The sequence below is a fragment of the Streptomyces sp. NRRL S-350 genome, assembly GCF_000719705.1.
GTDB lineage: Bacteria > Actinomycetota > Actinomycetes > Streptomycetales > Streptomycetaceae > Kitasatospora.
In genome coordinates, this window is record NZ_JOHO01000022.1 from 81,949 (window position 1) to 107,541 (window position 25,593).

The window sequence follows — 25,593 nt, forward strand, 5'->3', positions numbered from 1 at the left end:
GGCACGGCCCGCCGCACGCGCCGAGGCGCTGCGGCGGGCCGGCTCGGGAGCTGCGGCGACTACCAGCCGCGGTTGGCGTAGCGCTCGGTCTCCGGCAGGGTGTCACAGTTGATGCCGACCATGGCCTCGCCGAGGTTGCGGGAGGCGTCCGCGATGATCTTCGGGTCGTCGTAGAAGGTGGTGGCCTTCACGATGGCGGCGGCGCGCTTGGCCGGGTCGCCCGACTTGAAGATGCCGGAGCCGACGAAGACGCCCTCGGCGCCCAGCTGGCGCATCAGCGCGGCGTCGGCCGGGGTGGCCACGCCACCGGCGGAGAACAGCACGACCGGCAGCTTGCCCAGCTCGGCGACCTCCTTGACCAGCTCGTACGGGGCGCGCAGCTCCTTGGCGGCGGCGTACAGCTCGTTGTTGTCGAAGCCGCGCAGCTTGGCGATCTCGTTCTTGATCTGGCGCAGGTGGCGGACGGCCTCGACGACGTTGCCGGTGCCGGCCTCGCCCTTCGAGCGGATCATGGCCGCGCCCTCGGCGATGCGGCGCAGGGCCTCGCCCAGGTTGGTGGCGCCGCAGACGAAGGGGGTGGTGAAGGCCCACTTGTCCGAGTGGTTGACCTCGTCGGCCGGGGTCAGCACCTCGGACTCGTCGATGTAGTCGACACCGAGCGACTGCAGCACCTGGGCCTCGACGAAGTGGCCGATGCGGGACTTGGCCATCACCGGGATGGAGACCGCGGCGATGATCTCCTCGATCATGTTCGGGTCGGACATGCGGGCCACCCCGCCGTCCTTGCGGATGTCGGCCGGAACCCGCTCGAGCGCCATGACGGCCACCGCGCCGGCGTCCTCGGCGATCTTGGCCTGCTCGGCGTTGACCACATCCATGATCACACCGCCCTTGAGCTGCTCGGCCATGCCGCGCTTGACCCGGGCGGTGCCGATCTGCGGCTGGTCTGCGGTGGTGTGGGTGGTGGACACGTGAGACCTCACTCGAAGATGAACCAGTGCTATCGCCCTATGGTAGGCGGAAGGGGTTCCCCCTCCATGTGCCACCGAGTCCAGCCCGGGCGACGGGATACGACAAACGGGCCGTATCCGGGGAACACCCTAAGCAGGCGCCCCTTCGGGCGTGAGGGCGGGCGGCGGGGCGTCGTCCATTTCGAAGGCCATCGGGAACGGCGCCTTCCCGGCCAGCCGGAAGTACCGCACCAGCCGGTGCTCGCGCACCGCGCGCGCCGCCCGCACCGCGTCGTTGTGGAACCGACGGGCCATCGGCACCCGGCGCACGGCGGCCGTCAGGTCCCGGACCGCGTCCTCGCCCCCCGGCTCGGCCACCAGCACCGCCACCTGCTCCGGCTCCTCGAACACCGCCCGCAGCGCCAGGCTCAGCTGACTCTCCGCCACCTCGCGCTGCTCGTCGTCGGCCTGCCGGGCCGCGTGCGCCGCGTCCAGCAGCAGCAGCGAGGCCGCCGGGTCCAGCAGCGAGGACGTCGCCAGCTCCATCGCCACCGAGGCCCGGCGGACCAGCTGCGCGTCCAGCGCCGCCCGAGCGGCGTCGATCCGGGCGTGCAGCCGGTCCAACCGGCCGGCCGTCCAACTCAGGTACATGCCGAAGAGCACCACGGCCACGCCGGCCCAGATCCAGGTAGTCACGGGCCGCTACGTTACCGGGTGTCACCGGACGCCCGAGCCGGTGTCAGCCCGCCGCGACCGCGCTGCGGTAACCGTCCCGGTCGATGTCCGCGAGGTTCACGGCGGTGAGCAGCCGAGTCCCGGCGGCCGGCTTGACGTGCTCGGCCAGCAGCGCCAGCACGCCCTCGCTCAACGCGGCCTTCGCCTCCGGCGTCCGGCCCGGGAACATCTGGACCTCGACGTACACCTGGGCGTCGGCCGGAGTGCCGTCGGTGCCGACCACGAGCTGCTGGCTCTGCCGGAACAGCGTCTTGCAGGACCCGGGCTTGGCGTCGATCGTCTCCTCCGCGAGCCGGTTGATGGCCAGGCCCAGCGCCCGGCGGTCGAAGCCGTCGGCCAGGCCGGCCGAGTAGTCGACGGAGATGTGCGGCATCGGTTTCCCCCTTGCTGTGCAGCGGTACGGTCGTCCGACCCTAACCCCACCGACGGCCGGCACGGCCCGGCCCCCCTCCGCAGTCGCGGACCAGGCACGGCCCAGGCGCCGACCAGGCGCCCACCAGGCGCGGATCAGTCCCGGGCGAGCCCGAACCGGCCGCGCCGCCCGCTGCGCTCGTCCTCCTCGACCACCGCCGCGGCCCCCGCCGTCACGGTCTCGTACACCGCCAGGATGTCCGCGCCGACCGTCGACCAGTCGAACCGCCGCACGTGCCGCGAGGCTGCCTTCCGCAGCTCGTCCAGCCGCGCCGGGTCGCCGAGCAGCCGCAGCGCCGTCCCGGCCAGCGCGTCCGCGTCCTCCACCGGGAACAGTTCGCCGGCGTCCCCGCCGTCCAGCACCTGCTTGAACGCGTCCAGGTCGCTCGCCAGCACCGGGGCGCCCGCCGACATCGCCTCGACCAGGATGATGCCGAAGCTCTCGCCGCCGGTGTTCGGCGCCACGTACAGGTCCACGCTGCGCAGCAGCCTGGCCTTCTCCTCGTCGCTCACCATCCCGAGGAACTCCACCTGGCGGCGCACCTCCGGTGCCAGGCCCGCGACGGCCTCCTGCTCGTCGCCCTTGCCGGCCACCAGCAGCCGCACCCCCGGCCGCTCCGCCACGATCCTCGGCAGCGCCGCCAGGAGCGTCGGCAGGCCCTTGCGCGGCTCGTTGATCCGGCCGATGAAGCCGATCGTGCCGGGCTCGCCCTTCGCCGCACCGCCGGTCCACCGCTCGTCCGGCTCGGCCCCGGCGAAGAAGCCGACGTCCACGCCGTTCGGGATCACCACCGCGTCCCCGCCCAGGTGCTCCACCAGCGTCCGCCGGGCGTACTCCGACACCGCGATCCGGGCCCGCATCTTCTCCAGGCCCGGCTGCAGGATCGGCGAGGCCGCGATCATCGCCCGGGAGCGCGGGTTGGAGGTGTGGAAGGTCCCCACCATCGGCCCGGTCGCCGACCAGGCGGCCAGCATCGACAGGCTCGGCGAGGCCGGCTCGTGCACGTGCAGGATGTCGAACCGCCCGTCGTGCAGCCACCGCCGCACCCGCGCCGCCGACAGGATGCCGAAGCTCAGCCGCGCCACCGACCCGTTGTACGGCACGGCCACCGCCCGCCCGGCCGAGACCACGTACGGCGGCAGCGCCTCGTCGTCCTCGGCCGGCGCCAGCACCGACACCTCGTGCCCCAGGGCGATCAGGTGCTCGGCCAGGTCCCGGATGTGGAACTGCACCCCGCCGGGGACGTCCCAGTCGTACGGACAGACGATGCCGATCTTCACGGGTTCCTCAAGCTCCTCAGGACAGTCGTACCGGCCGGACTCATGCCCCGGAGGCCCCGGTGGCCTCGGCCGCGGGCTCCGGAGCCGCCTCCGCGCGCACCGCGGACGCCTCCGCCTTCACCGTCTCACGGGCGGGCAGGTCGGCCAGCCAGAACTTCTGCAGCATGTGCCAGTCCTGCGGGTACTCGCGGATCCCCCGCTCCCACACGTCCGCCATCGCCTGGGTCATCGCCCGGGTGCGCTCCTTGCGGTCGCCCTCCTCGGGCGCCACCACCTCGGGGTGGATCCGCGCCCGCAGCACCGGGCCGTCGTACCAGAGCGTCACCGGCAGCAGCGCCGCCCCGGTCCGCTGGCACAGCGCCGCCGGACCGGCCGGCATCCGGGTGGCCTCGCCGAAGAACGACACCTCGATGCCGGCCTCCGACAGGTCCCGGTCCCCGACCAGGCACACCAGGCGGCCCTCCCGCAGCCTTCGCGCCAGCGTGCCGATCACGTTCACCCCGCCGCCGGTCAGCGCCAGGACCTCCATGCCCTGGCCCTCCCGGAACGCCACGAACCGGTCGAACAGCCGCTCCGGCTTCAGCCGCTCCGCGACCGTGGTGAACGGGTAGCCCTGCTGCGCCACCCAGGTGCCCGCCAGGTCCCAGTTGCCCATGTGCGGCAGCGCTATCACCGCGCCCCGACCGGCCTCCAGCGTCCCCCGCAGGTGCTCGAAGCCGTCCACCCGGACGTCCCGGGCCACCCGCTCCCGGCTCCACACCGGCAGCCGGAACGACTCCATCCAGTACCGCAGGTACGAGCGCATCCCGGCCCGGGACAGCGACCGCAGCGCGGCCTCGTCCAGCTCCGGGCGGACCCGGCGCAGGTTCGCCTCCAACTGCAGCACCCGCTTGCCGCGCTTGCGCCACGCGTAGTCCGCCAGCCGGTCGAACAACCCCCGCGCCACCGGTTCCGGCAGGTGCTTCAGCAGCCCCCACCCCAGCGCGTACGCCCAGTACACCAGTCGGTCCGTCACCGCAGGACGCCCCCCATCAGCTCCCGGCCGCCGCTCGGTCGGCCTCGAACGCCTCCCGGCGCACGGTCAGCATCCGCTGGAACACCGTCACCAGGCTGCCCGCCGCCACCAGCCACAGCGCCACCGGCAGCAGCCACTCCACGTACGGCATACCGAACTTGTGCAGACCGGCGACCCCGGCTGCCACGAGGCTCGCCACCAGCCGCTCGGCCCGCTCCACCAGCCCCGACACGTCGCACGGCAGGCCCTGGCTCTCCGCCCGCGCCTTGGTGTACGACACCACCAGGGCGCTCGCCAGGCAGAAGATCGCCACCGCGCAGAGCAGGTTGTTGTCGCCCTTGCCCGCGTACCACATCGCCAGGCCGCCGAAGATCGCCGCGTCCGCGACCCGGTCCAGCGTGGAGTCCAGGAAAGCCCCCCACTTGCTGCTCCGGCCCAGCTGGCGGGCCATGTTCCCGTCCACCAGGTCCGAGAAGATGAACAGGGTGATCGTGATGGTGCCCCAGAAGAACTCCCCGCGCGGGAAGAACACCAGCGCACCGGCCACCGAGCCGGCGGTACCGATCAGCGTCACCGCGTCCGGGCTCACGCCCAGCCGGATCAGGAACGCGGCGAACGGGGTCAGGACACGTGTGAAGAAGGCACGCGCGTATTTGTTGAGCATGGCCTTCCCAGCCGCTCCGATCTCCCAGATACCCGCCTGGCGCAGCACACGCGCGGCAGACGGCCGAACGGATCAGCCCGTCCGGCCCACCCATCGTAGCCACGCCGACGACACGCTCCGGCGCACGCACCGCCCGAGACCGCCCCCACCCCCGGCACGCACACGTACGGTCACCGACCGGTCGTACGACACGCGCCCCGGGCGGACCCGACCCTAGACTGCGAAGGACAGCCTCGGCGCCACGGGAGGAGACCCCGATGCCCGACCGCAGCACGGCACGAGCCGGCCAGGCACCCGCCGTCACCGGCCCCCGGGACCTGCGCAACGTCGTCCTCATCGGCTCCAGCGGTGTGGGCAAGACCACCCTCGCCGAATCCCTCGCCCACGCGGCCGGCGCCATCGGCCGCGCCGGCCGCGTCACCGACGGCACCACCGTCTCGGACCACGAGGACATCGAGCACCAGCAGCAGCGCTCCGTCCAGCTCTCGCTGCTGCCGCTCGAATGGAAGGGCGTCAAGATCAACCTGCTCGACCCGCCCGGCCACCCCGACTTCACCGCGGACCTGCGCGCCGCCCTGCACGCCGCCGACGCCGCCGTCTTCGTCGTCTCCGCCACCGACCCGGTCACCGCCCCCACCCGCGCCCTGTGGCGCGAGTGCGCCGCCGAAGGCATCCCCCGCGCCATCGCCGTCGCCAAACTCGACATCGCCCGCAGCAGCTTCGACGACATCCTCACCGCCTGCCACGACGCCTTCGACCTGGGCCCGGACACCCTGCGCCCGCTCTACCTGCCCGTCCTCCACGACGGCCACCCCGACGGCAGCGTCGACCTCCTCACCGGCGACACCTACGGCGACGCCAGCCCGCTCCCCGACACCGGGCCCGCCCACGACAGCCTCGTCGAGGCCATCTCCGGCCAGGACGACGCCCTCATGGAGCGCTACCTCGCCGGCGACGCCCTCGACACCGACTCCCTGGAAGCCGGCCTGCGCCGCGAAGTCCTCGCCTGCGCGCTCCACCCCGCCGTCCCCACCAGCGAGAACGGCCTCGGCGCCACGGAACTGCTCGACCTCGTCGCGCACACGTTCCCCGACCCCACCGAGCGCACCCGCCCCGCCCCCGCCTGCGACCCCGACGCCCCGCTCGCCGCCCAGGTCGTCCGCGTCACCGGCGACGCCTATGTCGGACGGATCAGCCTGCTGCGCGTCTACGCCGGCACCCTGCGCCCCGACACCAAGATCCACCTCGTCGGCCCGGCCCACACCGCCGACCAGAACGGCGACGAACGCGTCACCGCCCTCACCAGCCCGTTCGGCAAGCTCCAGCGCCCCGTCCCGCACGCCGTGGCCGGCGACCTCGTCTGCGCCGCCAAGCTCACCACCGCCCGCGCCGGAGACACCGTCCACGACCCCGGCCACCCCGTCGACCTCGACGGCTGGACCCTGCCCGAACCCCTGCTCCCCGTCGCCGTCGAAGCCCACAGCAAGGCCGACGACGACAAGCTCTCCCAGGCTCTCGCCCGCCTCACCGCCGAGGACCCGGCACTACGCCTCGAACAGAACCCCGACACCCACCAGCTCGTCCTGTGGTGCACCGGCGAGGCCCACGCCGAGGTCGTCCTCGACCGCCTCCGCACCCGCCACGGCGTCCACGTCGACACCGTCGCGCCCAAGGTCGCCCTGCGCGAGACCTTCGGCACCGCGGCCGCCGGCCACGGCCGCCTCGTCAAGCAGTCCGGCGGCCACGGCCAGTACGCCATCTGCGACCTCGAGGTCGAACCCCTCCCGGCCGGCTCGGGCTTCGAGTTCCACGAGCACGTCGTCGGCGGCGCCGTCCCCAAGCACTTCATCCCCTCCGTCGAGAAGGGCGTCCGCGCCCAACTCGGCAAGGGTGTCGCCACCGGCTACCCGCTCGTCGACGTCCGGGTCACCCTGACCGACGGCAAGGCGCACTCCGTCGACTCATCCGACGCGTCCTTCCAGAACGCCGCCGCCCTCGCCCTGCGCGACGCCGCCGAGCACGCCGTCATCCGCCTGCTCGAACCCGTCGCCGCAGTCAGCGTCCTGCTGCCCGACGACTACCTCGGCGCCGTCCTCGGCGACCTCTCCGCCCGCCGAGGACGCGTCCTCGGCACCGAGACCGGCGGCCCCGGCCTCACCCTGCTGCGCGCCGAGGTCCCCGAACTCGAACTCGTCCGCTACCCCGTCGACCTGCGCTCCCTCACCCACGGCACCGCCGAGTTCTCCCGCGCCTACCTGCGCCACGAACCCATGCCCACTGCCCTGGCCGAGCGCTACACCGACTGAGCGGCCTGACGGTTCGGCAGCGCGCACGCCGCCGTACCCCCCGGCAGCCGGTGCCGGTTGCGCGCCACCCACCGGTACGCCAGGGCCGCCACCGGCCGCACCGGCGCCGCCGTCAACACCGCGCCCAGGTACGCCCACGCCCCGCCGGAGCGCATCAGCAGCCGCGCAACCGCCTGCGCGCCCCCGTGCACCCGCCCCGTCGGCGTCACCCACAGCACCTCGCGCTCCGCCCGCTCGGCCGACACCTCCCCCCGGCCGCCCGCGCGCGCGTCCAGCGCCGCCAGATCGGCGAACTGGAACGCCACCGCCTCCCAGCCGCCCGAGGCCAGCGTCTGCCGCAGGTACCGCTCGGCCCAGCGCACACAGGACGAACAGAACGCGCAGTCCCCGTCGAAGACCAGCACCGGATCCTTCACAGCCCTTCCCCTTTCCTCGTTCCCACCGGCATCATCCTCCGCCCCGCCCCGGCCCGCCCCGCGGGGTATCGACCGGACCGAAGCTGGGCATCATGCCCCTCGGGCGCCGGTTCGGCCCGATCGTGACGGTACTTCAGACGATCATCCGCGCAGGGCCGCCGCGGCACGGTAACCTGCCGCTGACAAGGGGAGGAGGGGACGCCACCGTGACCACGCTCGACATGACCCCGGGTGCGCAGATACCCCGTACCGACGCCGGCCCGCAGACCGCCGTCACCCAGGCGCTCTCCTCGGCCGCCTACCGCGACGGCGAGGTCGGCCCCTTCGTGGAAGCCGTCGCCGACGCCAAGGAGAAGAAGGGCCGCTTCGCCCTCTTCCGCCCCAACGTCGGCGAGGCCTTCAGCAAGGCGCTCGTCTCCCGCGCGCTCGGCGGCGGCCGCAAGCCCCTCGTCCCGTCCTTCGGCGTCGACACCCGCCAGGTCGTCGAGCACTGCCTGGCCGCCGAGGAGCTCCGCCACGCCCGGGACCGGCAGCTCACCACCGTCACCCTCGTCACCGGCGCGCTCTTCCTGCCCGGCACCCTGCTCTGGCTCGCCGCCTTCCAGGTCCGCGCCTGGCTCAAGCGGGACAGCCCGAGGAGCGCGGGCGTCTACGGCGGCATCGCCCTCGCCCTGGCCGGCGCCCTCGCGGTCTTCCTCGTGCTGCGCCCCCCGGCCGTCGGCGTCCTGGGCGTCTACCTGCGGATCACGATGCTCGCCCCGATCGTCGGCTGGTACCTCGCCCGCCGGATCGTGGAGCGCTCCGCCAAGGACATGCGCGCCCGCTGGCAGTCCCTGGTCGAGGGCAGCGCGGTGGCCGCCACCGTCGCCAAGGCCGTCCCCCGCGACGACCTCGACAAGAAGGCCGTCGAACTGCGCGACAAGCTCGGCCGCCTGGACGCCGAGCAGGACACCAACGTCCACCACTACGCCGTCCCCAAGGGCATCCTCGGCGCCGGCCGCCGCTGGGGCGAGTGGCGCCTCGCCGACACCCTGCACCCCGCCGAGGGCCACGCCGACTTCCGCGCCTTCCACCCGTGGGACCTGGTCCGCCGGATCTCCTCCCACCTCAAGGGCCTCGGCATCAGCCACGTCGCCAACAGCGGCATCCCCAACGTGGCCGTCAAGCAGTGGGTGGTCTTCGACATCAGCGCGGGCGCCGACGAGATCAGCCGCCCCGGCAACGCCGACATGGACGGCGACCGGATGCGCGACTTCGCCGTGCAGAGCATCGCCGACAAGCAGACCTTCCCCGGCGGCCCCCGGCACTACCTCGCCACCCAGTTCATCACCCACGACGGCAAGCTGGTCCTGACCTTCACCGTCACCGTCACGCTGCTCGCCGACGTGCTGACCATCTCGGTGGCCGGCTACGCGCTCGGCCCGGTCAAGGGCGTCTTCTTCGACAAGCCCAAGGACAAGGAGAAGACGATCTCCCGGACGGTGAAGTTCTGGGAGGAGCGCACCGTCAAGCTCCCCCTGATCGACAACGACGAGGTCGTCCGCCAGGCCGTCCGGGCACCCTTCCACCGGATGCCCGGCCTGCTCGGCTGGCTCGGCGGCGGGCTCGGCCTGCCCGAGCCGTTCGGACTGCGGCACGTCTGGGTCGGCCGCGCCTGGGACAACCGCACCATGATCGACAACGCCATGAACGCCTCCGTCCCGGTGCTCAACGCGGTCCACACCGCCACGCTGGAGTTCCTGCGGGAGCACGACCTCGACGCCGACCGCTTCTTCAAGAACCGCACCTCGGTCATCAAGTCCGAGGCGCAGAGCCCCCGTCCGTACGACGTCGACACGTTCAACGCCGGCTGAGCCGGCCGCCCCACGGCGAAGGGGCCCGCCACCGATCCCCGTCGGTGGCGGGCCCCTTCCCGCGATCGCTCCGCCTCGGCCCTTCGGCCGGACCTCAGCCCTTCGGCCAGACCTCGGCCAGCATCTTGCGGGTGTCCGCGAGCAGTTGCGGCAGCACCTTGGTGTGACCGACCACCGGCATGAAGTTGGTGTCGCCGCCCCAGCGCGGCACCACGTGCTGGTGCAGGTGCGCCGCGATCCCGGCGCCGGCCGCCGCGCCCTGGTTCATCCCGATGTTGAAGCCGTGCGCCCCGGAGGCCGCGCGCAGCGCGGTCATCGCCTTCTTGGTGAAGTCGGCCAGCTCGGCCGTCTCCGCCTCGTCCAGGTCGGTGTAGTCGGCCACGTGCCGGTACGGGACCACCATCAGGTGCCCGCCGTTGTACGGGTACAGGTTCAGCACCGCGAACACGGCGCTCCCCCGGGCGATGACCAGCCCGTCCTCGTCGCTCAGCGACGGGATCGAGCAGAACGGACAACCGTCGTCCGGAGCCGGGCCGGTGGGCTTGTTCTCACCCTGGATGTACGCCATCCGATGGGGGGTCCACAGGCGGCGGAAGCCGTCCGGCTCCCCGACGCCCCGCTGCAGTTCCGGCTCAGTCGTCATGCTGATCAGCATATTCGCCCGACGGTGGATGCAAAGCCGCGCGGGGCAGACTCATCGGGAGAGCCTGCCCCGCGCGGGACGGTGGTGCCGGCGGATCACACCTGGATCCGGTCCTTCACCGCGTCGACGATCTCCTGGACCGCCTCGGCCACCGGTACGCCGTTCTTCTGCTCGCCGTTGCGGTAGCGGAAGGACACCGCGCCCGCCTCGACGTCGTCGTTGCCCGCGATGAGCATGAACGGGACCTTGCTCTTCTGCGCGTTCCTGATCTTCTTCTGCATGCGGTCGTCCGAGGTGTCGACCTCGACCCGGATCCCGTGCTTCTTCAGCTCGGCCGCGACCTCCAGCAGGTACGGCACGTGCTCGTCGGTGATCGGGATGCCGGTCACGGTGACCGGGGCCAGCCACGGCGGCATGGCGCCGGCGTAGTGCTCCAGCAGCACCGCGAAGAACCGCTCGATGCTGCCGAACAGCGCACGGTGGATCATGACCGGCCGCTGGCGCGAGCCGTCCGCCGCCGTGTACTCCAGGTCGAAGCGCTCCGGCAGGTTGAAGTCCAGCTGGATGGTCGACATCTGCCAGGTGCGGCCGATGGCGTCCTTCGCCTGCACCGAGATCTTCGGGCCGTAGAAGGCCGCGCCGCCCGGGTCCGGGACCAGCGGCAGGCCCTGCTTCTCGGCCACGCTCGCCAGGACGGCGGTGGCCTCCTCCCAGACCTCGTCGCTGCCGACGAACTTCACCGGGTCCTTGGTCGACAGCTCCAGGTAGAAGTCGGTCAGGCCGTAGTCGCGGAGGAGGTTGAGCACGAAGGTCAGCGTGGAGTCGAGCTCCTCCGCCATCTGCTCGCGGGTGCAGTAGATGTGCGCGTCGTCCTGCGTGAAGCCGCGGGCCCGGGTCAGGCCGTGCACGACGCCGGACTTCTCGTAGCGGTACACCGTCCCGAACTCGAAGAGGCGCAGCGGCAGTTCACGGTACGACCGGCCGCGCGCGTCGAAGATCAGGTTGTGCATCGGGCAGTTCATCGGCTTGAGGTAGTAGTCCACGCCCTCGTCGAGCTGCATGGGCGGGTACATGCCGTCCGCGTACCAGTCGAGGTGGCCGCTCTTCTCGAAGAGCTTCCCCTTGGTGGCGTGCGGGGTGTAGACGAACTCGTAGCCCTCCTCCTCGTGCCGCTTGCGCGAGTAGTCCTCCATGGCCCGGCGGATGATGCCGCCCTTGGGGTGGAAGACGGCGAGGCCGGAGCCGATCTCCTCCGGGATGGAGAAGAGGTCGAGCTCGTTGCCGAGCTTGCGGTGGTCGCGCTTCTCAGCCTCGACGAGGAAGTCGAGGTGGGCCTTCAGCTCGTCCTTGGTCGGCCAGGCGGTGCCGTAGATGCGCTGGAGCATCGGGTTCTTCTCGCTGCCGCGCCAGTAGGCGGCCGCGTTGCGCATCAGCTTGAACGCCGGGATGTGGCGGGTGCTGGGCAGGTGCGGGCCGCGGCAGAGGTCGCCCCAGCACTGCTCGCCGGTCTTGGCGTCCAGGTTGTCGTAGATGGTGAGTTCGCCCGCGCCGACCTCGACGTCGGCGCCCTCGCCGGCGGTCGCGGCGGAGCCCTTGAGGCCGATCAGCTCCAGCTTGTACGGCTCGGCGGCCAGTTCCTCGCGGGCGGAGTCGTCGGTGACCACGCGGCGGGAGAACTTCTGCCCGCGCTTGATGATCTCCTGCATCTTCTTCTCGATGGCCTTGAGGTCATCGGGGTGGAAGGGCTTCTCGACGTCGAAGTCGTAGTAGAAGCCGTCCTTGACCGGCGGGCCGATGCCGAGCTTGGCCTCCGGGTAGAGCTGCTGCACGGCCTGGGCCATGACGTGCGCGGTGGAGTGGCGCAGGATGTCGAGGCCGTCCTTGCTGCCGATCGCGACCGGCTCGACCTCGTCGCCGTCCTGGACGGCGTAGGCGAGGTCCTTGAGCTGTCCGCCGACCCGGGCGGCGATGATCGAGCGGTCGTCGGCGAAGAGCTCGGCGGCCGTAGTGCCCGTCGTCACCACGCGCTCTTCCCGATCGGGTTCGCGGCTGATGATTACCCGGACGTCCGTCACCGGTCTCTCCTGACGTGCTGGATTCAGAGGACGCAACACAGCGCTGCGCGTGACGATGGTACCGAGAGCGCCGCCCCCGCCGTCCACCTACGTCCCCTCCTCCCCTCCCTCCGCGCCCTCGCCGAGCGACTTCAGCAGCCGCTCGCGGTCCCCTTCCTCCCAGCCGCACAGTTCCAGTCCGTGGGGGTGGGTGAGCCGGCGGAAGCCGCCGTGCCGCTCCAGCCTGCCGGCGACCCGGACGGGCAGGCCGGCGAGGTGGGCCTCGGCGGCGAGCCGGTACCCGGGGTCGGGCAGCCGGACCTTGAGTTCGCGGACCTCGGCGCCGCCGAGGACGCGCAGCCGTACCGAGCCCGGGCCGGCCGGGTCGTCGCGCTTGAGCCGGGTGACCACGCCGACCACGGTGACGGCGACGGCGGGCTCGATCCGCTCCAGCAGCCCGGCGGCCTCGGCGAGGGCGGGCAGGTCCCCCGGAGAGAAGTCGAGGACGACCCCGCGGTTCCCGAAGCCGCCCGGCGTCCCGGCGGCGGGCGACCAGGAGACGGTGAGCCGGGCCGCCGTCGCGTCGCGGACGAGCTCCTCGACGGACCGGACGAGTTCCCGGCTGACCCCGGCCTGGACGGCGTTCTCGAAGGCCTCGGGCCCGCCGCTGACCCGGCGGAAGTCGACCGCGTCGCGCAGCGCCTCCAGTGCGCGGACGAGGGTGGTGACGGCGGCGCGCCCCTCCGGGGCCGGCGTGTACGCGGTGAGGGCTGCGCCCTGCTCGACCACGAGGACACGGTCCAGGTAGTCCCCGGCGAGGCCGTCCAGGCGGGCACCGAAGTAGGCGGCCCTGGTCCGGGCGGCTTTCGCCCCGGCGGCGAGCATCCCGCGGGCCGCCCGGCGGAGCCGCTCGGCGTCGTCCCAGGGGGTGGTGTCGGCCGGGCCGGGCGGTTCGCGGCGCCAGCGCAGTTCGTCTCCGGGGACGGCGAGGGCGAGCAGGATCGAGCGGGCTGAGGGGGTGCGGGAGCGGGAGAGCGCGGTGACGGCGTCGGCGAGGAGTTCGACGGCGTCGTCGAAGCCGCCCCCGGCCGGGACGAGCAGGCTGGTGCCGGGTTCGCCGTCGGGCGGGGTCCAGCGTCCGTACCGGGCGGCCGGGCCGCCGCGGCGGACCCAGCCGTGCCGGGCGAGCAGGGTGGCGAGCACCGCGGGGTCGACGGTGGCCGGGTCGGGCAGCGGTCGGGCCGGCTCGCCCGGTCCGTGCGGCAGGGTCATGGGTTCGGCTCCTCGCTGCCGGGGCCGGGCCGTCACGGGCTGCCGCCCGCGCCGACCCGGGCCATGATGTCGCAGAGCGCGCGGTCGTCGAAGACCTGGTCGGTGGGCACCCGGACGTTGGTGCGCCGCTGTCCGGTGACGGGGTGGCCGGCCAGGGTGACCCAGTAGCAGCAGTGGCGCAGCTCCAGGGCGTCCGGGCGGGCCCGGAGCCAGTGGTCGACCCGGCTCGGCAGCAGCATCACGACCAGGATCCGGGGGACGGCGACCCTGGGGCGGGCGAGTTTGCGCAGGTGGTCGTTGTCCAGGGTGAAGCTGAAGAACCGTCCCGCCGGATCGGGGGCGATCTGCTGGGTGGCCTTGAGCTGGACCTTGATGGTGACCTCGTCGTCCACGTCGTGCGCCCGGGAGCCGTGGTTGACCTGCCAGTCGATGCCGTTGTCCGGGAACGGCTGGCAGAGCGAGCAGCCGGCCGCGGCGGCGACCGCGTGCAGATAGCCGACCTGCAGCGTCTCCATGCACGCGGTGGTCGCGAGGTTTCCCCGCAGGACGGCCGCCGCCTCCTCGGGCTGCGGCTGTGTGAGTGCCATCGCCCCGTGGCCTCCCCGGTTCCGGGCCCGCCGTCTCGGACGCGCCGGTCGTACGAACGGGACCGTCATGGGCAGGATCCCCGGTCGGGCCTGGGCCAAACGGGTTGAAGAGGCGTCAGAACCGGGTATCAACCGGGCGCACAACGCTCGTCTGAGGGGCAGTCATGCAGCAGCACTGGTACACCGGCCCGCTCGCCTCCTTCGACACCGAGACCACCGGCGTGGACGTCGAGTCCGACCGGATCGTCTCGGCCGCCCTCGTCGTCCAACTCGCCCCGGGCGCACCGGTGCGGACGACCACCTGGCTCGCCGATCCGGGCGTCCCGATCCCGGACGGCGCCCGCGCGGTGCACGGCATCACCGACGAGCGGGTCCGCGCCCACGGCCGACCGGCCCGCGCGGTGGTGGCGGAGGTCGCCCGCGCGCTGGCGGCCGAGGCACGGGCCGGGCATCCCGTGGTGGTGATGAACGCGCCGTACGATCTGACGCTGCTGGACCGGGAGTTGCGCCGCCACCACGGGCTGACGCTGGCCGACGGCCTGGAGGCGGCCGGGCTGCTGGTGCTGGATCCGCGGGTGCTGGACAAGCACGTGGACCGCTACCGCAAGGGCCGCCGGACGTTGACGGACCTGTGCGCCCACTACGGCGTGGAGCTGGCCGGAGCACACGACGCGGCGGCGGACGCGACGGCCGCGCTGGCCCTGACCCGGCGAATAGGCGCCCGCTACCCGGCGGCGCTCGGCGGGCTGACGCCGGCTGAGCTGCACCTGCGGCAGGCGACCTGGCACGCGGCGCAGGCACGCGGGCTGCAGAGCTGGTTCGACCGCTCGGGGGTGACGGAGCGGGTGGACCTGTCCTGGCCGCTGCGGCCGGCCCGGTGCGGCTGCGGACGCCGGCTGGAGCCGGACCACGGCTGCGAGGCAGCGGCGTAGCGGTCGGCCCGGGCACCTCGGACCCCGGGTACGCCGCAGGCCCTGACCGGTTTCCTGGTCAGGGCCTGCGTGCTGTCCGGTGGGCGATACTGGGATCGAACCAGTGACCCCTTCGGTGTGAACGAAGTGCTCTCCCGCTGAGCTAATCGCCCGGGCAACGAGAAGAACAGTAGCACCATTCGGGGGCGGTCGTACAACTCGCCCCTTCGGGGATGCGCCGACGGATGCGCCGACACATCCACAGAACTCGCGCTCCGCGCGGAAGGTGACTGAGGCTCAGCCGATTACGGCCGGCCCTTCGGGAGGATTACCGGAAATACATGTGAGGCCCAGCCGATAATCGGCTGGGCCTCACATATCACTATGCATTCCGGTGGGCGATACTGGGATCGAACCAGTGACCCCTTCGGTGTGAACGAAGTGCTCTCCCGCTGAGCTAATCGCCCGGGTGCAGGGAAAACATTACCGCATCCCGGAGGGTGGTCCGAACACCCTCCCCGCCCCCGACTCCGACTCCGGGCCGGGGCCCCTCACCTCCCGCCGAGCCGCCAGGGCGCGACCAGGCCGTAGCGGGCCAGGTACCAGCCCCCGGCCACGGCGATGACGGCCAGCCCCGTCGCGGTGATCACCAGGTTGCGGCGGCGCACCCGCGGATCCATGGCCCGGCGGGCGGCCTCGGCGACCTTGCGGCGGGTCCAGCGCAGGACCAGCTGGGCCCAGACGAACTCGGTGGCCCAGAGCCCCATGCCCAGGAAGATCACCACCCAGCCGGGGCCGGGCAGCGGCAGCATGACCACGCCGAGTCCGACCACGGCGAGGCCGGCCAGGAAGACGACCGCCTGCCAGACCCGGTGCAGCGCCGGGGAGCGTCGGGCGAAGGCCGGGGCCCGCGAGCCGACCGCCCGGCCGCCGGCCGCCCCGTCATCCGCCGTAGCCGCTTCACCCGTTCTCGTGTTCTCGGCCGTCTTGTCGTTTCGCACAGTCATGCCAGGAAACTAACCAAGAAGTACCTCGGTAATGCCGGGCCCGCCCACACCGGGACGATTCCGCAATGCGCCGTAAGGGGTACGACTCGCGCCCGAATCGGGACAGAGGGGTTTACATCGGTCTTGGGGGTGGGATGGTCCGTTCGCCGACGTGCGATTCCCCGAGCGCACACTGAGCGAAAGGCCATGGCGCTTATGAACACCACGGTCAGCTGCGAGCTGCACCTGCGCCTCATCGTGTCCAGCGAGTCCTCACTGCCCGTCCCCGCGGGCCTGCGCTACGACACCGCCGACCCCTACGCCGTGCACGCCACGTTCCACACGGGCGCCGACGAGACCGTGGAGTGGGTGTTCGCCCGAGATCTCCTCGCGGAGGGGCTGCACCGACCCACCGGTACCGGCGACGTCCGGGTGTGGCCGTCCCGCAGCCACGGGCAAGGGGTGGTCTGCATCGCACTGAGCTCTCCGGAAGGAGAAGCCCTGCTGGAGGCCCCGGCCCGGGCGCTTGAGTCGTTCCTCAAGCGGACGGACGCCGCGGTGCCCCCCGGCACCGAACACCGTCACTTCGACCTCGACCGGGAGCTGTCCCACATCCTCGCCGAAAGCTGACCCCGACCGGAGGCGGTCACGTCCCGCTGTCGGCGGGGCCGTACCCCCTGCCGTCATCGCAGCCGTCCTACTCGGGGGCACGGCAGCGGACTCAGCCGCGCACCGCGCGGTCTCGGGGCCGGCAGGTGGCCCGCTCCCACCGGAGCGGGCCCGCAGCACCGCAGGCGCCCGGCACTCAGGCCGGCCATCCGAAACGGGTGGCCGGCCTGAGTGTCGGACGCCGACGTCGTTCCGGCGCGGTACGCGTCCGTCCGGTCCGCACACCGCTTCGGGGCCGGGGCGGCGGGGCGGCGCCCGGTTTCGGACGCTCTGACGCGATCCGTACACGCCTTCGAAAGAACCCTTCACCCTTCTGGCACAAGGCCCGGTATGGTCTGGGGTAACCGTGGACGCGGGGTATCGGAGTCCCCCTGCGCGAGGAGCCCCCAACGTGCTGATCACCCATGACACCGAGTGCGCGCTGAGCATCCTCGTGGAACTGCTCAACACCGCGCCCGAGGTGTGCGGCGCCGAGCGGCTGCCGGACGTCGCCGCGCTGGAGGCGTTCGTGGTCCGCCAGGAGATCAGCGAGATCGACTCGCTGACCGGGGACGACCTGCGCCGGGTCCACGAGCTGCGCACCCGGCTGCGCGAGGTGTTCGGGGCGGGGTCGACCGCCGAGGCCGCCGAACTGGTCAACGCGATCGTCGCGGCCGCGGGGACGACGCCCCGGCTGACCGACCACGACGGCCACGACTGGCACATCCACTACTTCGCGCCGCATGCCGCCCTCGGCGACCACCTCGCGGCCGAGCTGGGCATGGCGCTGGCCTTCATCCTCATGGCGGGCGAGCAGGAGCGGCTGCGCCAGTGCGAGGCGCCGGACTGCGCACGGATCTTCGTCGACCTCTCCCGGAACCGCTCGCGGCGCTACTGCGACAGCCGGACCTGCGGCAACCGGCTGCACGTCGCCGCCTACCGGGCACGGCAGCGCTCGGCCGAGGCCGTCCCCTCCGCCTGACCCGCGGGGCGCCCGCTCCGGCACCTGGCTCCGGGGGCTGCGGTCAGATCCCGCGCTTGCGGAGGATCTCCTCGATGTCGGCGAAGTCGCCGAGGCCGTCCTCCTGCCGGCCTCCGGCCTGCTTGCCTCCGGCCGGCTTTCCTCCGGCCTGGTTCCGGGAGGCCTTGGCTGCCGGCGCCACGGCGGGGCGCTCGGGCGTCGGACCGGTGGCCGCGGGGCGCGTCGGCGCGGCCTCCACGGCGGTGCCGCGCCGGCCCGCCCAGCGGGTGGCGACCAGCAGCACGGCGGAGACGCCCAGCAGGACGATGCCAGCCCACACCCGGGGGTCGAGGACCAGCTTGGCCGCCCAGTCGGTGAACGCCCGGCCGATCGTGCTCGCCAGCGGGAACAGGCCGGTCAGGTAGAGCCCGGCGGGCAGCAGCGCCACCGCGAACCAGCGGGTCGCCGAGAGGTAGCGCCGGCGGTAGGCCCGCAGGCCCGCGACGGCCACGCCGCCCGCGGTGAGGAGGAAGCTGACCGCCGCGCTCAGCACGGGACCGCCCCTTCGCGTCCGGTCGTCCTGGTCATCGTTGCCTCCCTGTCGGTCCGGCGTCGGGCGCACCGCCGGCCGGGGCGGTCACCCACTAATGGAACACTGGGGGGATGATCGATGGTTCCCTCCCCCGGCTCGAGTTCTGGTGCGACCTCCAGTGCCCCGACTGCCGCACCGCGCTGGACGACGTCCGGGCGCTGCGGGCGCAGTACGGCGACGCCCTGCCCGTCGAGTTGCGGCACTTCCCGTTGGAGAAGCACAAGCACGCCTATGCCGCGGCGGAGGCGGCCGAGGAGGCGTTCGCCCAGGGGCTGGGCTGGCCGTTCGTCGAGGCGCTGCTGGCCCGGGTCGAGGAGCTGGACGCCCGCGGGCCGCAGGTGCTGCTGGACGTTGCCCGGGAGGTCGGGGCGGACGTCGAGGAGGTCGACACCGCGCTGATCGACGGGCGGCACATGCTGACCGTGGACGCCGACCAGGCCGAGGGGAAGGCGATCGGGATCACGGGCACGCCGACGTACGTGATCGGCGGCAAGCGCCTCGACGGCGGGCAGAGCCAGGACGGGCTGCGGGAGCGGATCACGGCCGTCATCGAGGCGGCGAAAGCCTCCTGACGCGACGTCAGAGCGCCTTCCCGTAGAGGCGGTTGGTGATCCGGTAGCCGAGCGAGTCGTACAGCCGGACGGCGACTTCGTTGCCGGGGAAGACGTTGAGGCCGAGGTTGCGCACCCCCGCGCCCAGGCACTCCTGCTCGGCGAGCAGCATCAGGGCGCGGCCGTGTCCCCGGCCCCGGTGGGCCGGGGACACCTCGACCACCATCACCCAGGCGAGCGGCTCGCCGTCCGGCAGGTCGCGCAGGTGGAGGTCCACCCAGATCGAGCCGTACGGCTGCGGACCGCCGTCGGCGCCGTACAGGCTGCGCAGGACGACGCCCGGGGTGTCGGCGCCCTGCGGGAGCAGGTCCGGCCGGCCGCCGGCCGACATGGTGCGGGCCTCCTCCTCACTGAGGCCGGACACCGTGAGCCAGCGGGCGTAGTCCTCCGCGGCCCGGTCGAGCCAGGCCGGAAGGGCCGCGGCATCGATCGGCCTCGCGGTGAGACCGGCGGGCAGGGCGGGGGGCGCGGCCAGGCGCTTGCTCAGGGTCCGCATCCGCTCGGTGTATCCGAGGGTGGCGGCGAGGGCGCGGGCGATCGGGGCCGACTCGGGGATCCGGACGTCCACCCGGGTGCAGCCCCAGGTGCGCAGCACCTCCTCCGCGGCCAGCGCGCCGAACGTGCCGCGACCCCGGCCACGCCCTTCGGAGATCTCCAACTCGTCGATCTCGCCCGAGAGTCGGCCGCCGTGCGGAACGGCCGTGGTGCGCAGCGCACCCACCGGGTGGCCGTTGGTCAGGATCCGCCAGCGTCTGGTGCGGCCGCCGGCCGCGGTGGGTGTCTCCGGGCCCTCGGGGCGCAGCGTGGTGGTCATGTGGTGCTCCCTTCCCCTTGCTCGGGAGGTTATCCACGAGGGCCTCCACGCAGCCGGTCCGTCTCCCCGGGAGCGGCGGCGGGGGTGTGGGTCACGGGTCGAGGTCGTCGCCGCTGCGCTCGGAGAAGACGGCCATGGCCTTGGCGGTGACGGGCCCGATGCCGGGCAGCTCGCGGTCGTCGACGCGGGTGACGGCCTGGACGTCGCGGGTGGTGGAGGTCAGGAAGATCTCCTCGGCCTCCTGGAGGGCGTCGAGCGGGAGGTCGGTCTCCTCTGCCTCGCACCAGTCGATGACGAGCTGCCGGGTGATGCCGGCCAGGCAGCCGGAGGTGAGGGCGGGGGTGAGCAGCCGGCCGCCGACGACCACGAAGACGTTGGATCCGGTGCCCTCGCAGAGCCGGCCGGCGGTGTTGGCGAACAGGGCCTCGGAGGCGCCGGCGCGGTGGGCGGCGGCCAGGGCGACGACGTTCTCGGCGTACGAGGTGGTCTTGAGCCCGGCGACGGCGCTGTGCTCGTTGCGGCGCCAGGGGACGACGGCGGCTGCGGTCGCGTCGGGGCGGCGGTTGATCGCACCGAGGGCGACGACGAGGGTGGGGCCGGTGGTGCCGCGCTCGGACCCGAGCGGGGCGTCGCCGCCCGTGTAGGTGACGCGCAGGCGGCCGAGCGGAGCGGGGTTGGCGGCGAGGACCTGGGCGCAGGCTTCGCGGACCCGGTCGTGGTCGGGGTCGGGCAGGCCGAGACCGCGGGCGGAGCGGGTGAGGCGGTCGAGGTGGCGGGTGACCGCGAAGGCCTTGCCGTCGACGGTCTTCATGGTCTCGAAGACGCCGTCGCCGGTGGTGAGGCCGTGGTCGAGCACCGAGACGGCGGCGTCGGCGGAGTCGACGAGCGTGCCGTTGACCCAGCTCGTGGTGCGGTTGTGCATCGAGGGCTGCTCCTCAGCGGTGGGCCGGTGGGGCTGGTGCGGCGCACGCCCCGGCCGGATCGGTTTCGCTGCCCGACGCTATCGCGACCAGGCGGGCGGCCTTCAGTTCGGTTTCCGCCCACTCGCGTTCGGGGTCGGAGCCCCAGGTGATGCCGGCGCCGGTGCCGAAGCGCAGCACGGGCGCGCCGGGGCCGGACCGGTCGAGCCAGAAGGTACGGATGCCGACGGCGAGTTCACCCTCGCCCCGGTCGGCGTCGACCCAGCCGACGGCGCCGCAGTAGGGCCCGCGCGGGGCGGTCTCCAGGGCGTCGATGATCCGCAGGGCGCTGGACTTGGGGGCTCCGGTGACGGAGCCGGGCGGGAAGCTCGCGGCGAAGAGCTCGGGCCAGCCGGCGCCCTCGCGCAGGGTGCCCTCGACGGTGGAGACCAGGTGGACCAGGCCGGGGTGCTTCTCGACGGCGCAGAGGTCGGGGACGGTCACGCTGCCGGTCTCGCAGACGCGGCCGAGGTCGTTGCGGACGAGGTCCACGATCATGACGTTCTCGGCGTGGTCCTTGTCGAGGAGGTCGTCCTCGGTGCGGCCGGTGCCCTTGATCGGGCCGGAGGAGACGGTGCGGCCGGTGCGGCGCAGGTAGAGCTCGGGTGAGGCGGTGGCGATCTCGACGCCGTGCCGGGGCAGGCGGATGGTGCCGGCGTACGGCGCGGGGTTGCCGTGGGCGAGGAGGCCGGTGAGGGCGTCGACGTCGCTGAGGTCCGGGTCGGGCAGCGGCGCGGACAGCACGCGGCAGAGGTTGGCCTGGTACACCTCGCCGGCGGCTATGTGCTCGCGGATGCGGCGTACGCCCGCGGTGTAGGCGGCACGGTCCAGGGAGCTGTGCCAGCTGCCGGCGTCCGGGCCGCGCCAGCCGGCGCCGGAGGGCGGGGCCGGGGCGGGGCGGACCTCGTCGAAGCGGGCGCAGGTGAGCCGGCCCTCGAAGTCGTAGGCGACGGCCCAGTAGCCGGAGGAGTCGAGGGCGGCCGGGTCCGAGGTGACGTCTCGCAGCCCGGTGGCCAGGCGGCCGCCGAAGCGGGCGAGCGGGGTGCTGGGGTCGGGGTGGCCGGACACGGTTCTCCTGCGCGGTGTGCGGGGCGGCGGTGCCTGAAGTGTAGGTCGGGGGCGCGGCCCCGGCCCTGGGGAGCCGATCGCGCGACCGGGCGCGTGAGCGGGGGCGTGCGGCGGGGCCGCGCCCCTGGCGTGGGCCGCTCGGGCGTGGGCGGTCCCGGGCGTCCCGCGGGTGTGCGTCGGATGGCCGGCGGGTGATCGTCCGGAAGCTCCGCAGGTGGCGGCCGGTGACCGTCCGGGAGCACTGACGGAACGGCACGCCGAAGGCATCCCCTCGGCACGCTGCGGGAACGGATTTTTAGCTGGCCCAGGAATCCGCTAGAGTTCAACACGTCGCCAGGGAGCGCAGCCGCGAAAAACGGTGGAAGTCCCGGGAGACAGGCGGACGTGGCTCAGTTGGTAGAGCATCACCTTGCCAAGGTGAGGGTCGCGAGTTCGAATCTCGTCGTCCGCTCGATGGAGAACAGTGTAAGATCGTTCTTCGTGTGTTGCCTGGTGGAGTGGCCGAGAGGCGAGGCAACGGCCTGCAAAGCCGTGTACACGGGTTCAAATCCCGTCTCCACCTCCAAGAGGCTCACCCGGTTCTTCCGGGAGACCTCCCCGCGCGATTAGCTCAGCGGGAGAGCACTACCTTGACACGGTAGGGGTCACTGGTTCAATCCCAGTATCGCGCACGTCGGACCCTTCGAGGTCTGCTGCAGGACCGCCACACCAGGCGCGATTAGCTCAGCGGGAGAGCACTACCTTGACACGGTAGGGGTCACTGGTTCAATCCCAGTATCGCGCACGTCGGACCCTCCGGGTCTGCTGCAGGACCGCCACACCAGGCGCGATTAGCTCAGCGGGAGAGCACTACCTTGACACGGTAGGGGTCACTGGTTCAACCGCCTGCCGGGGCGCTCCTGCGTACCGCTCCTCGCCCGTCCGCGTGTCATCGCAGCCGCGGCGTCCCCGGCGGCACCGCTCCCCGTCCCCTGGGGACCGGTGCCCGTTCTGTGGCCGTCCCCTGGGGGACGGCGTCCTTCTCAGGTGCTCCTCAGCGGGAGATCAGATCGGCGACGGCCTCGGCCTGGCCCACCATCTGGTCCCAACCGCCGAAGAGCAGCACCAGGAGCACGGCGCACGGCAGGGCCATGGCCAGCGCCACCGCAGGGTGCCGGGTGGGTTGCTCGGTGGTGGACCGGGACTGGACGAAGGCCGGCCGACGGCGCCGGGGCGTACCCATGAGCTGCGGTGCCATGCCCTTGCTCCTGATCCGGTCGAGTTGGCGCGGTGAACGGCGTACCTCGGGGGACGAGCTCCCCGTCCACCGCTGGGCACAACGCTATTGGCCGGGGGCGCGCCGGACGTCATGCCGTCGTACTGTTCCTCGGACGTCCCGGAGGATGACGCTCGGCCCCGGGGCCTACTACCGCAGGGGGAGGGAAGCCTCGCCCGACCCCCGGGGGAACCCTGAGGGGTAACCCCGAGGGGCGATCCGACGCCCCTCTGACCTGCGGGTCAGCGCACGATCGGACAATCGCACGGCGGCTCGGGGTGTTGCGTATCAGCACACCGCAGCGGGCAGTCCGTAAGCTGTGCCGGACAGGAACTGACGACGGCCCAACCGACGGGCCCTCACCCACACCTGACGGGGAACGGAACATGGCGATGATGCGGCTGAGGCGTGAGGACCCCCGCATCGTCGGGCCGTACCGCCTGCACCGGCGACTGGGCGCCGGCGGCATGGGGGTGGTGTACCTCGGATCCGACCGCCGCGGGCAGCGCGTCGCCCTCAAACTGATCCGCGCCGAACTCGCCGAGGACCAGGAGTTCCGCACCCGCTTCGCTCGCGAGATCGCGGCCGCCTCCCGCATCCGCGGCGGCTGCACCGCCCGCGTGGTCGGCTCGGACATCGAGGCCGACCGGCCCTGGCTGGCGACCGCGTACGTGCCCGGCCCCTCGCTCTACAAGCGGGTCGGCGACGAGGGACCGCTGCACTGGCCCGAGGCGGCCCGGATCGGGGCCGCGCTCGCCGACGGGCTGGTCAAGGTGCACGAGGCCGGAGTCGTCCACCGGGACCTCAAGCCGTCCAACATCCTGCTCTCGCCCCGCGGCCCGCGGATCATCGACTTCGGCATCGCTTGGTCGCGCGGCGCCAGCACGCTCACCCACGTCGGCACGGCGGTCGGCTCCCCCGGCTTCCTCGCGCCCGAACAGGTCCGCGGGGCGGCCGTCACACCCGCCACCGACGTGTTCGCCTTCGGGGCGACCCTCGCGTACGCGCTCACCGGCGACACCCCGTTCGGATCCGGGGCGTCCTCCGAGGTGATGCTGTACCGGGTCGTCCACGAGGAGCCCGACCTGTCGGCGGTGCCGCTCCAGCTGGCGCCACTCATCCGGGCCTGCCTGGCCAAGGAGCCCGCCGAACGGCCCGGCGCGGCGGCGCTGCACGAGCGGCTCAGCGAGCTGGCGGCACGCGGCGCCGCCACCGGGGCCTCCGCCGGCGGCGCGCGCCCGGCACGGCCCGGGCGCGGCACGTCCGCTCCCGGCCCGCACGACGGCGCCCGGCCGGGCGTTCCCGCACCCGGGCACTCGCCCGAACCGCCCGCCTCGGCGCGGGCCCGGGCGACGGCCGGGCGGTCCGAGAAGCAGGTGGCGGGCACCGCAGGGCGGCGGCCGCAGGGTGCGGGCGCACCCCTGCCCCGCCCCGAGCCCACCCCCGTGACCCGGCCGCTGCGGACGGACCGCACCCGGACGCCTCCCTCGGCTCGCCCCGGAGCCCACGACCGGGCCAGGCCCCGGGACCGCCAGCACACCCCCGCCCCCGGCGGGCGGCCCGGCACCGCGCGGCAACGACTGCTGCGGCAGCGGCTGGTCGTCTTCGTCACGGTGACGGTCGGGGTGGCCCTGGCCATCGCGGCGGCGCAGGGCTGCGAGAACCGGAGCAACCAGGGGCTGCGGCCCGCGGCGGGGACGGTCGCGAGTGCGAACGTCGGCTCGGGCGGCGGACAGTTGGCGGCACCGGACACATCGGTGGACGTCGCTCCGCAGGCATCGACCGCCCCGCTGCCGGCGGCGGCGCGCGGCGGTGCGGCCGCGGACGGGGCGCTGACGCCTCCGCAGGGGCCGCTGCCGGCGGTCGACTGGCCGAACCGCAGCTACCCCGACGGCGCGGGCGGGCCGGCCATCGCGCTGAAGGACGGGCGCTCGGCGGGGGCCGGGCCGCAGGTCGCGCTGAGCGCCGTCCTGCCGGCCAGGTACAGGGGCCTGCCGGCCGCGGTCGTCGTCCTGCGGCGGGCGGAGGGCTCGGCGCCGGTCGACCTCGTCCAGCTCTACACCTTCGCCGGGGACACCCCGGTCGCCACCACCTCCCGCACCTCGGTGGCGGACCCGCAGGCAGCGGCCACTTGGCGGCTGGACGGCAGCACCGTCGTCCGCGAGGAGCGCGTGGCCGCCACCGGGGCGGTCACCTCCACCCGCTACACCGTCCGGGCCGACGGCACCCTCGACGAGTCCTGGCCCGGCGCCGGCCCGTCCGGCCTCCCTGCGGCGCCCCCCGCCGCCGCCCCGGCCCCGCCCACGGCGCCCACGGGCTGACCGGACGCGGGCCCGGCCCGGCGTTCGCGGGGGCGGTCGGGCTCGCCCGCTTCCTTCCGGCGCGGTCCCCGGCCTCGGCCCGGAGCAGGGCGGGCGGGCGGCCGCGGAGGGCCTGCACGAGAAGTCGGACGGGCCGACTTCCCATGCCGCGGTGGCGGCTTTTGCGGCCCGGCGGAGACGTGGCGGTTTTTAGTGGTCGTTGCAACACGTGGTCGGTTGTCTAGGCCGCGAGGAGTTTAGCCAGACGCTCGGCTGGGGTTTCCCAGCCGAGCGTCTTGCG

General features: G+C 73.3%; 23 protein-coding genes, 6 tRNA genes and 1 pseudogene. 11 read left to right on the plus strand and 19 right to left on the minus strand.

What is annotated here, in order from left to right:
- Positions 1-59: 59 nt before the first annotated feature.
- The 6 genes from pdxS to pgsA all read right to left on the minus strand — a co-directional run bounded on the left by pdxS (position 60) and on the right by pgsA (position 5,056).
- The gene (gene pdxS, locus IF30_RS0121175; RefSeq protein WP_030240753.1) at positions 60-971 is read right to left on the minus strand and encodes a pyridoxal 5'-phosphate synthase lyase subunit PdxS; all 912 of its coding nucleotides are present in this window, start codon (positions 969-971) and stop codon (positions 60-62) included.
- A 129-nt stretch (positions 972-1,100) separates the two neighbouring features.
- Entirely contained in the window at positions 1,101-1,601 is a 501-nt protein-coding gene (locus IF30_RS0121180; RefSeq protein ID WP_051710743.1) for a hypothetical protein, read from the minus strand.
- An 88-nt stretch (positions 1,602-1,689) separates the two neighbouring features.
- Positions 1,690-2,058: a 5-carboxymethyl-2-hydroxymuconate Delta-isomerase gene (locus tag IF30_RS0121185; protein WP_030240758.1), complete on the minus strand. Its 369-nt coding sequence runs from the start codon at positions 2,056-2,058 to the stop codon at positions 1,690-1,692.
- 134 nt (positions 2,059-2,192) lie between these two features.
- Positions 2,193-3,377, minus strand: a complete 1,185-nt coding sequence (locus tag IF30_RS0121190) for a glycosyltransferase family 4 protein (protein WP_030240762.1) — start codon at positions 3,375-3,377, stop codon at positions 2,193-2,195.
- A 40-nt stretch (positions 3,378-3,417) separates the two neighbouring features.
- Positions 3,418-4,392: a phosphatidylinositol mannoside acyltransferase gene (locus tag IF30_RS0121195; protein ID WP_234322786.1), complete on the minus strand. Its 975-nt coding sequence runs from the start codon at positions 4,390-4,392 to the stop codon at positions 3,418-3,420.
- Between the two features lie 16 nt (positions 4,393-4,408).
- Positions 4,409-5,056, minus strand: coding sequence for a phosphatidylinositol phosphate synthase (gene pgsA / locus IF30_RS0121200; RefSeq protein WP_030240768.1), 648 nt, complete (start codon positions 5,054-5,056; stop codon positions 4,409-4,411).
- 257 nt (positions 5,057-5,313) lie between these two features.
- On the opposite strand from pgsA, the gene IF30_RS0121205 reads away from it, so the two are divergent.
- Positions 5,314-7,362 (plus strand): elongation factor G-like protein EF-G2, encoded by a 2,049-nt coding sequence (locus IF30_RS0121205; RefSeq protein WP_030240770.1) that lies wholly within the window; start codon positions 5,314-5,316, stop codon positions 7,360-7,362.
- Here the strand turns inward: IF30_RS0121205 and IF30_RS0121210 are convergent.
- The gene (locus tag IF30_RS0121210; RefSeq protein WP_030240773.1) at positions 7,350-7,778 is read right to left on the minus strand and encodes a thiol-disulfide oxidoreductase DCC family protein; all 429 of its coding nucleotides are present in this window, start codon (positions 7,776-7,778) and stop codon (positions 7,350-7,352) included. The genes IF30_RS0121205 and IF30_RS0121210 overlap by 13 nt on opposite strands.
- Before the next feature lie 206 nt (positions 7,779-7,984).
- Between IF30_RS0121210 and IF30_RS0121215 the strand changes: the two genes are divergently transcribed.
- Positions 7,985-9,631, plus strand: a complete 1,647-nt coding sequence (locus tag IF30_RS0121215; RefSeq protein WP_030240775.1) for a hypothetical protein — start codon at positions 7,985-7,987, stop codon at positions 9,629-9,631.
- 94 nt (positions 9,632-9,725) lie between these two features.
- Here the strand turns inward: IF30_RS0121215 and IF30_RS0121220 are convergent, their stop codons facing one another.
- The 4 genes from IF30_RS0121220 to IF30_RS0121235 form a co-directional block, all read right to left on the minus strand.
- Positions 9,726-10,286, minus strand: a complete 561-nt coding sequence (locus IF30_RS0121220; RefSeq protein ID WP_030240778.1) for an HIT family protein — start codon at positions 10,284-10,286, stop codon at positions 9,726-9,728.
- A gap of 83 nt (positions 10,287-10,369) precedes the next feature.
- Positions 10,370-12,349: a threonine--tRNA ligase gene (gene thrS / locus IF30_RS0121225; RefSeq protein ID WP_030240782.1), complete on the minus strand. Its 1,980-nt coding sequence runs from the start codon at positions 12,347-12,349 to the stop codon at positions 10,370-10,372.
- An 87-nt stretch (positions 12,350-12,436) separates the two neighbouring features.
- On the minus strand, positions 12,437-13,600 hold the full coding sequence (locus tag IF30_RS0121230) for a hypothetical protein (protein WP_051710737.1): 1,164 nt from the start codon (positions 13,598-13,600) through the stop codon (positions 12,437-12,439).
- Positions 13,601-13,632: 32 nt separating this feature from the next.
- Complete coding sequence (locus IF30_RS0121235; protein WP_030240788.1) at positions 13,633-14,187, minus strand: DUF4365 domain-containing protein; 555 nt, start codon at positions 14,185-14,187, stop codon at positions 13,633-13,635.
- Positions 14,188-14,351: 164 nt separating this feature from the next.
- Between IF30_RS0121235 and IF30_RS0121240 the strand changes: the two genes are divergently transcribed.
- The gene (locus tag IF30_RS0121240) at positions 14,352-15,119 is read left to right on the plus strand and encodes an exonuclease domain-containing protein (RefSeq protein WP_030240790.1); all 768 of its coding nucleotides are present in this window, start codon (positions 14,352-14,354) and stop codon (positions 15,117-15,119) included.
- A gap of 80 nt (positions 15,120-15,199) precedes the next feature.
- Here the strand turns inward: IF30_RS0121240 and IF30_RS0121245 are convergent.
- The 3 genes from IF30_RS0121245 to IF30_RS0121255 all read right to left on the minus strand — a co-directional run bounded on the left by IF30_RS0121245 (position 15,200) and on the right by IF30_RS0121255 (position 16,105).
- Positions 15,200-15,271: transfer RNA gene (locus tag IF30_RS0121245), tRNA-Val, on the minus strand.
- A gap of 222 nt (positions 15,272-15,493) precedes the next feature.
- Positions 15,494-15,565 (minus strand) — tRNA-Val (locus tag IF30_RS0121250).
- A gap of 84 nt (positions 15,566-15,649) precedes the next feature.
- Positions 15,650-16,105 carry a TIGR02611 family protein gene (locus IF30_RS0121255; protein ID WP_030240793.1) on the minus strand — a complete coding sequence of 152 codons (456 nt, stop codon included), beginning with the start codon at positions 16,103-16,105 and terminating at the stop codon, positions 15,650-15,652.
- A gap of 195 nt (positions 16,106-16,300) precedes the next feature.
- On the opposite strand from IF30_RS0121255, the gene IF30_RS0121260 reads away from it, so the two are divergent.
- Together IF30_RS0121260 and IF30_RS0121265 are read left to right on the plus strand one after the other, a co-directional pair.
- Positions 16,301-16,714, plus strand: coding sequence for an SsgA family sporulation/cell division regulator (locus IF30_RS0121260; protein ID WP_030056266.1), 414 nt, complete (start codon positions 16,301-16,303; stop codon positions 16,712-16,714).
- Positions 16,715-17,144: 430 nt separating this feature from the next.
- Positions 17,145-17,714 (plus strand): CGNR zinc finger domain-containing protein, encoded by a 570-nt coding sequence (locus tag IF30_RS0121265; protein WP_030240799.1) that lies wholly within the window; start codon positions 17,145-17,147, stop codon positions 17,712-17,714.
- Positions 17,715-17,757: 43 nt separating this feature from the next.
- Here the strand turns inward: IF30_RS0121265 and IF30_RS0121270 are convergent, their stop codons facing one another.
- Positions 17,758-18,246 (minus strand): hypothetical protein, encoded by a 489-nt coding sequence (locus tag IF30_RS0121270; RefSeq protein WP_030240801.1) that lies wholly within the window; start codon positions 18,244-18,246, stop codon positions 17,758-17,760.
- Positions 18,247-18,356: 110 nt separating this feature from the next.
- Here IF30_RS0121270 and IF30_RS0121275 point away from each other — a divergent pair, with 110 nt between their 5' ends.
- Positions 18,357-18,857, plus strand: a complete 501-nt coding sequence (locus IF30_RS0121275; protein ID WP_030240804.1) for a DsbA family protein — start codon at positions 18,357-18,359, stop codon at positions 18,855-18,857.
- Between the two features lie 7 nt (positions 18,858-18,864).
- Here the strand turns inward: IF30_RS0121275 and IF30_RS0121280 are convergent, their stop codons facing one another.
- The 3 genes from IF30_RS0121280 to IF30_RS0121290 form a co-directional block, all read right to left on the minus strand.
- Positions 18,865-19,710 (minus strand): GNAT family N-acetyltransferase, encoded by an 846-nt coding sequence (locus tag IF30_RS0121280; RefSeq protein ID WP_030240807.1) that lies wholly within the window; start codon positions 19,708-19,710, stop codon positions 18,865-18,867.
- A 91-nt stretch (positions 19,711-19,801) separates the two neighbouring features.
- Complete coding sequence (locus tag IF30_RS0121285) at positions 19,802-20,632, minus strand: aminotransferase class IV (protein WP_030240809.1); 831 nt, start codon at positions 20,630-20,632, stop codon at positions 19,802-19,804.
- Positions 20,633-20,645: 13 nt separating this feature from the next.
- Positions 20,646-21,737 carry a chorismate-binding protein gene (locus IF30_RS0121290; RefSeq protein ID WP_030240811.1) on the minus strand — a complete coding sequence of 364 codons (1,092 nt, stop codon included), beginning with the start codon at positions 21,735-21,737 and terminating at the stop codon, positions 20,646-20,648.
- Positions 21,738-22,115: 378 nt separating this feature from the next.
- Here IF30_RS0121290 and IF30_RS0121295 point away from each other — a divergent pair.
- The 4 genes from IF30_RS0121295 to IF30_RS0121310 all read left to right on the plus strand — a co-directional run bounded on the left by IF30_RS0121295 (position 22,116) and on the right by IF30_RS0121310 (position 22,521).
- A tRNA-Gly gene (locus IF30_RS0121295) sits at positions 22,116-22,188 on the plus strand.
- 40 nt (positions 22,189-22,228) lie between these two features.
- Positions 22,229-22,302 (plus strand) — tRNA-Cys (locus IF30_RS0121300).
- A 34-nt stretch (positions 22,303-22,336) separates the two neighbouring features.
- Positions 22,337-22,408 (plus strand) — tRNA-Val (locus IF30_RS0121305).
- A 41-nt stretch (positions 22,409-22,449) separates the two neighbouring features.
- Positions 22,450-22,521 (plus strand) — tRNA-Val (locus IF30_RS0121310).
- Positions 22,522-22,770: 249 nt separating this feature from the next.
- Here the strand turns inward: IF30_RS0121310 and IF30_RS0121315 are convergent.
- Positions 22,771-22,974 (minus strand): hypothetical protein, encoded by a 204-nt coding sequence (locus IF30_RS0121315; RefSeq protein WP_030240813.1) that lies wholly within the window; start codon positions 22,972-22,974, stop codon positions 22,771-22,773.
- A gap of 404 nt (positions 22,975-23,378) precedes the next feature.
- Between IF30_RS0121315 and IF30_RS0121320 the strand changes: the two are divergent.
- Positions 23,379-24,725: pseudogene (locus IF30_RS0121320) on the plus strand (protein kinase domain-containing protein); the annotation flags it as partial.
- Positions 24,726-25,593 lie beyond the last annotated feature (868 nt).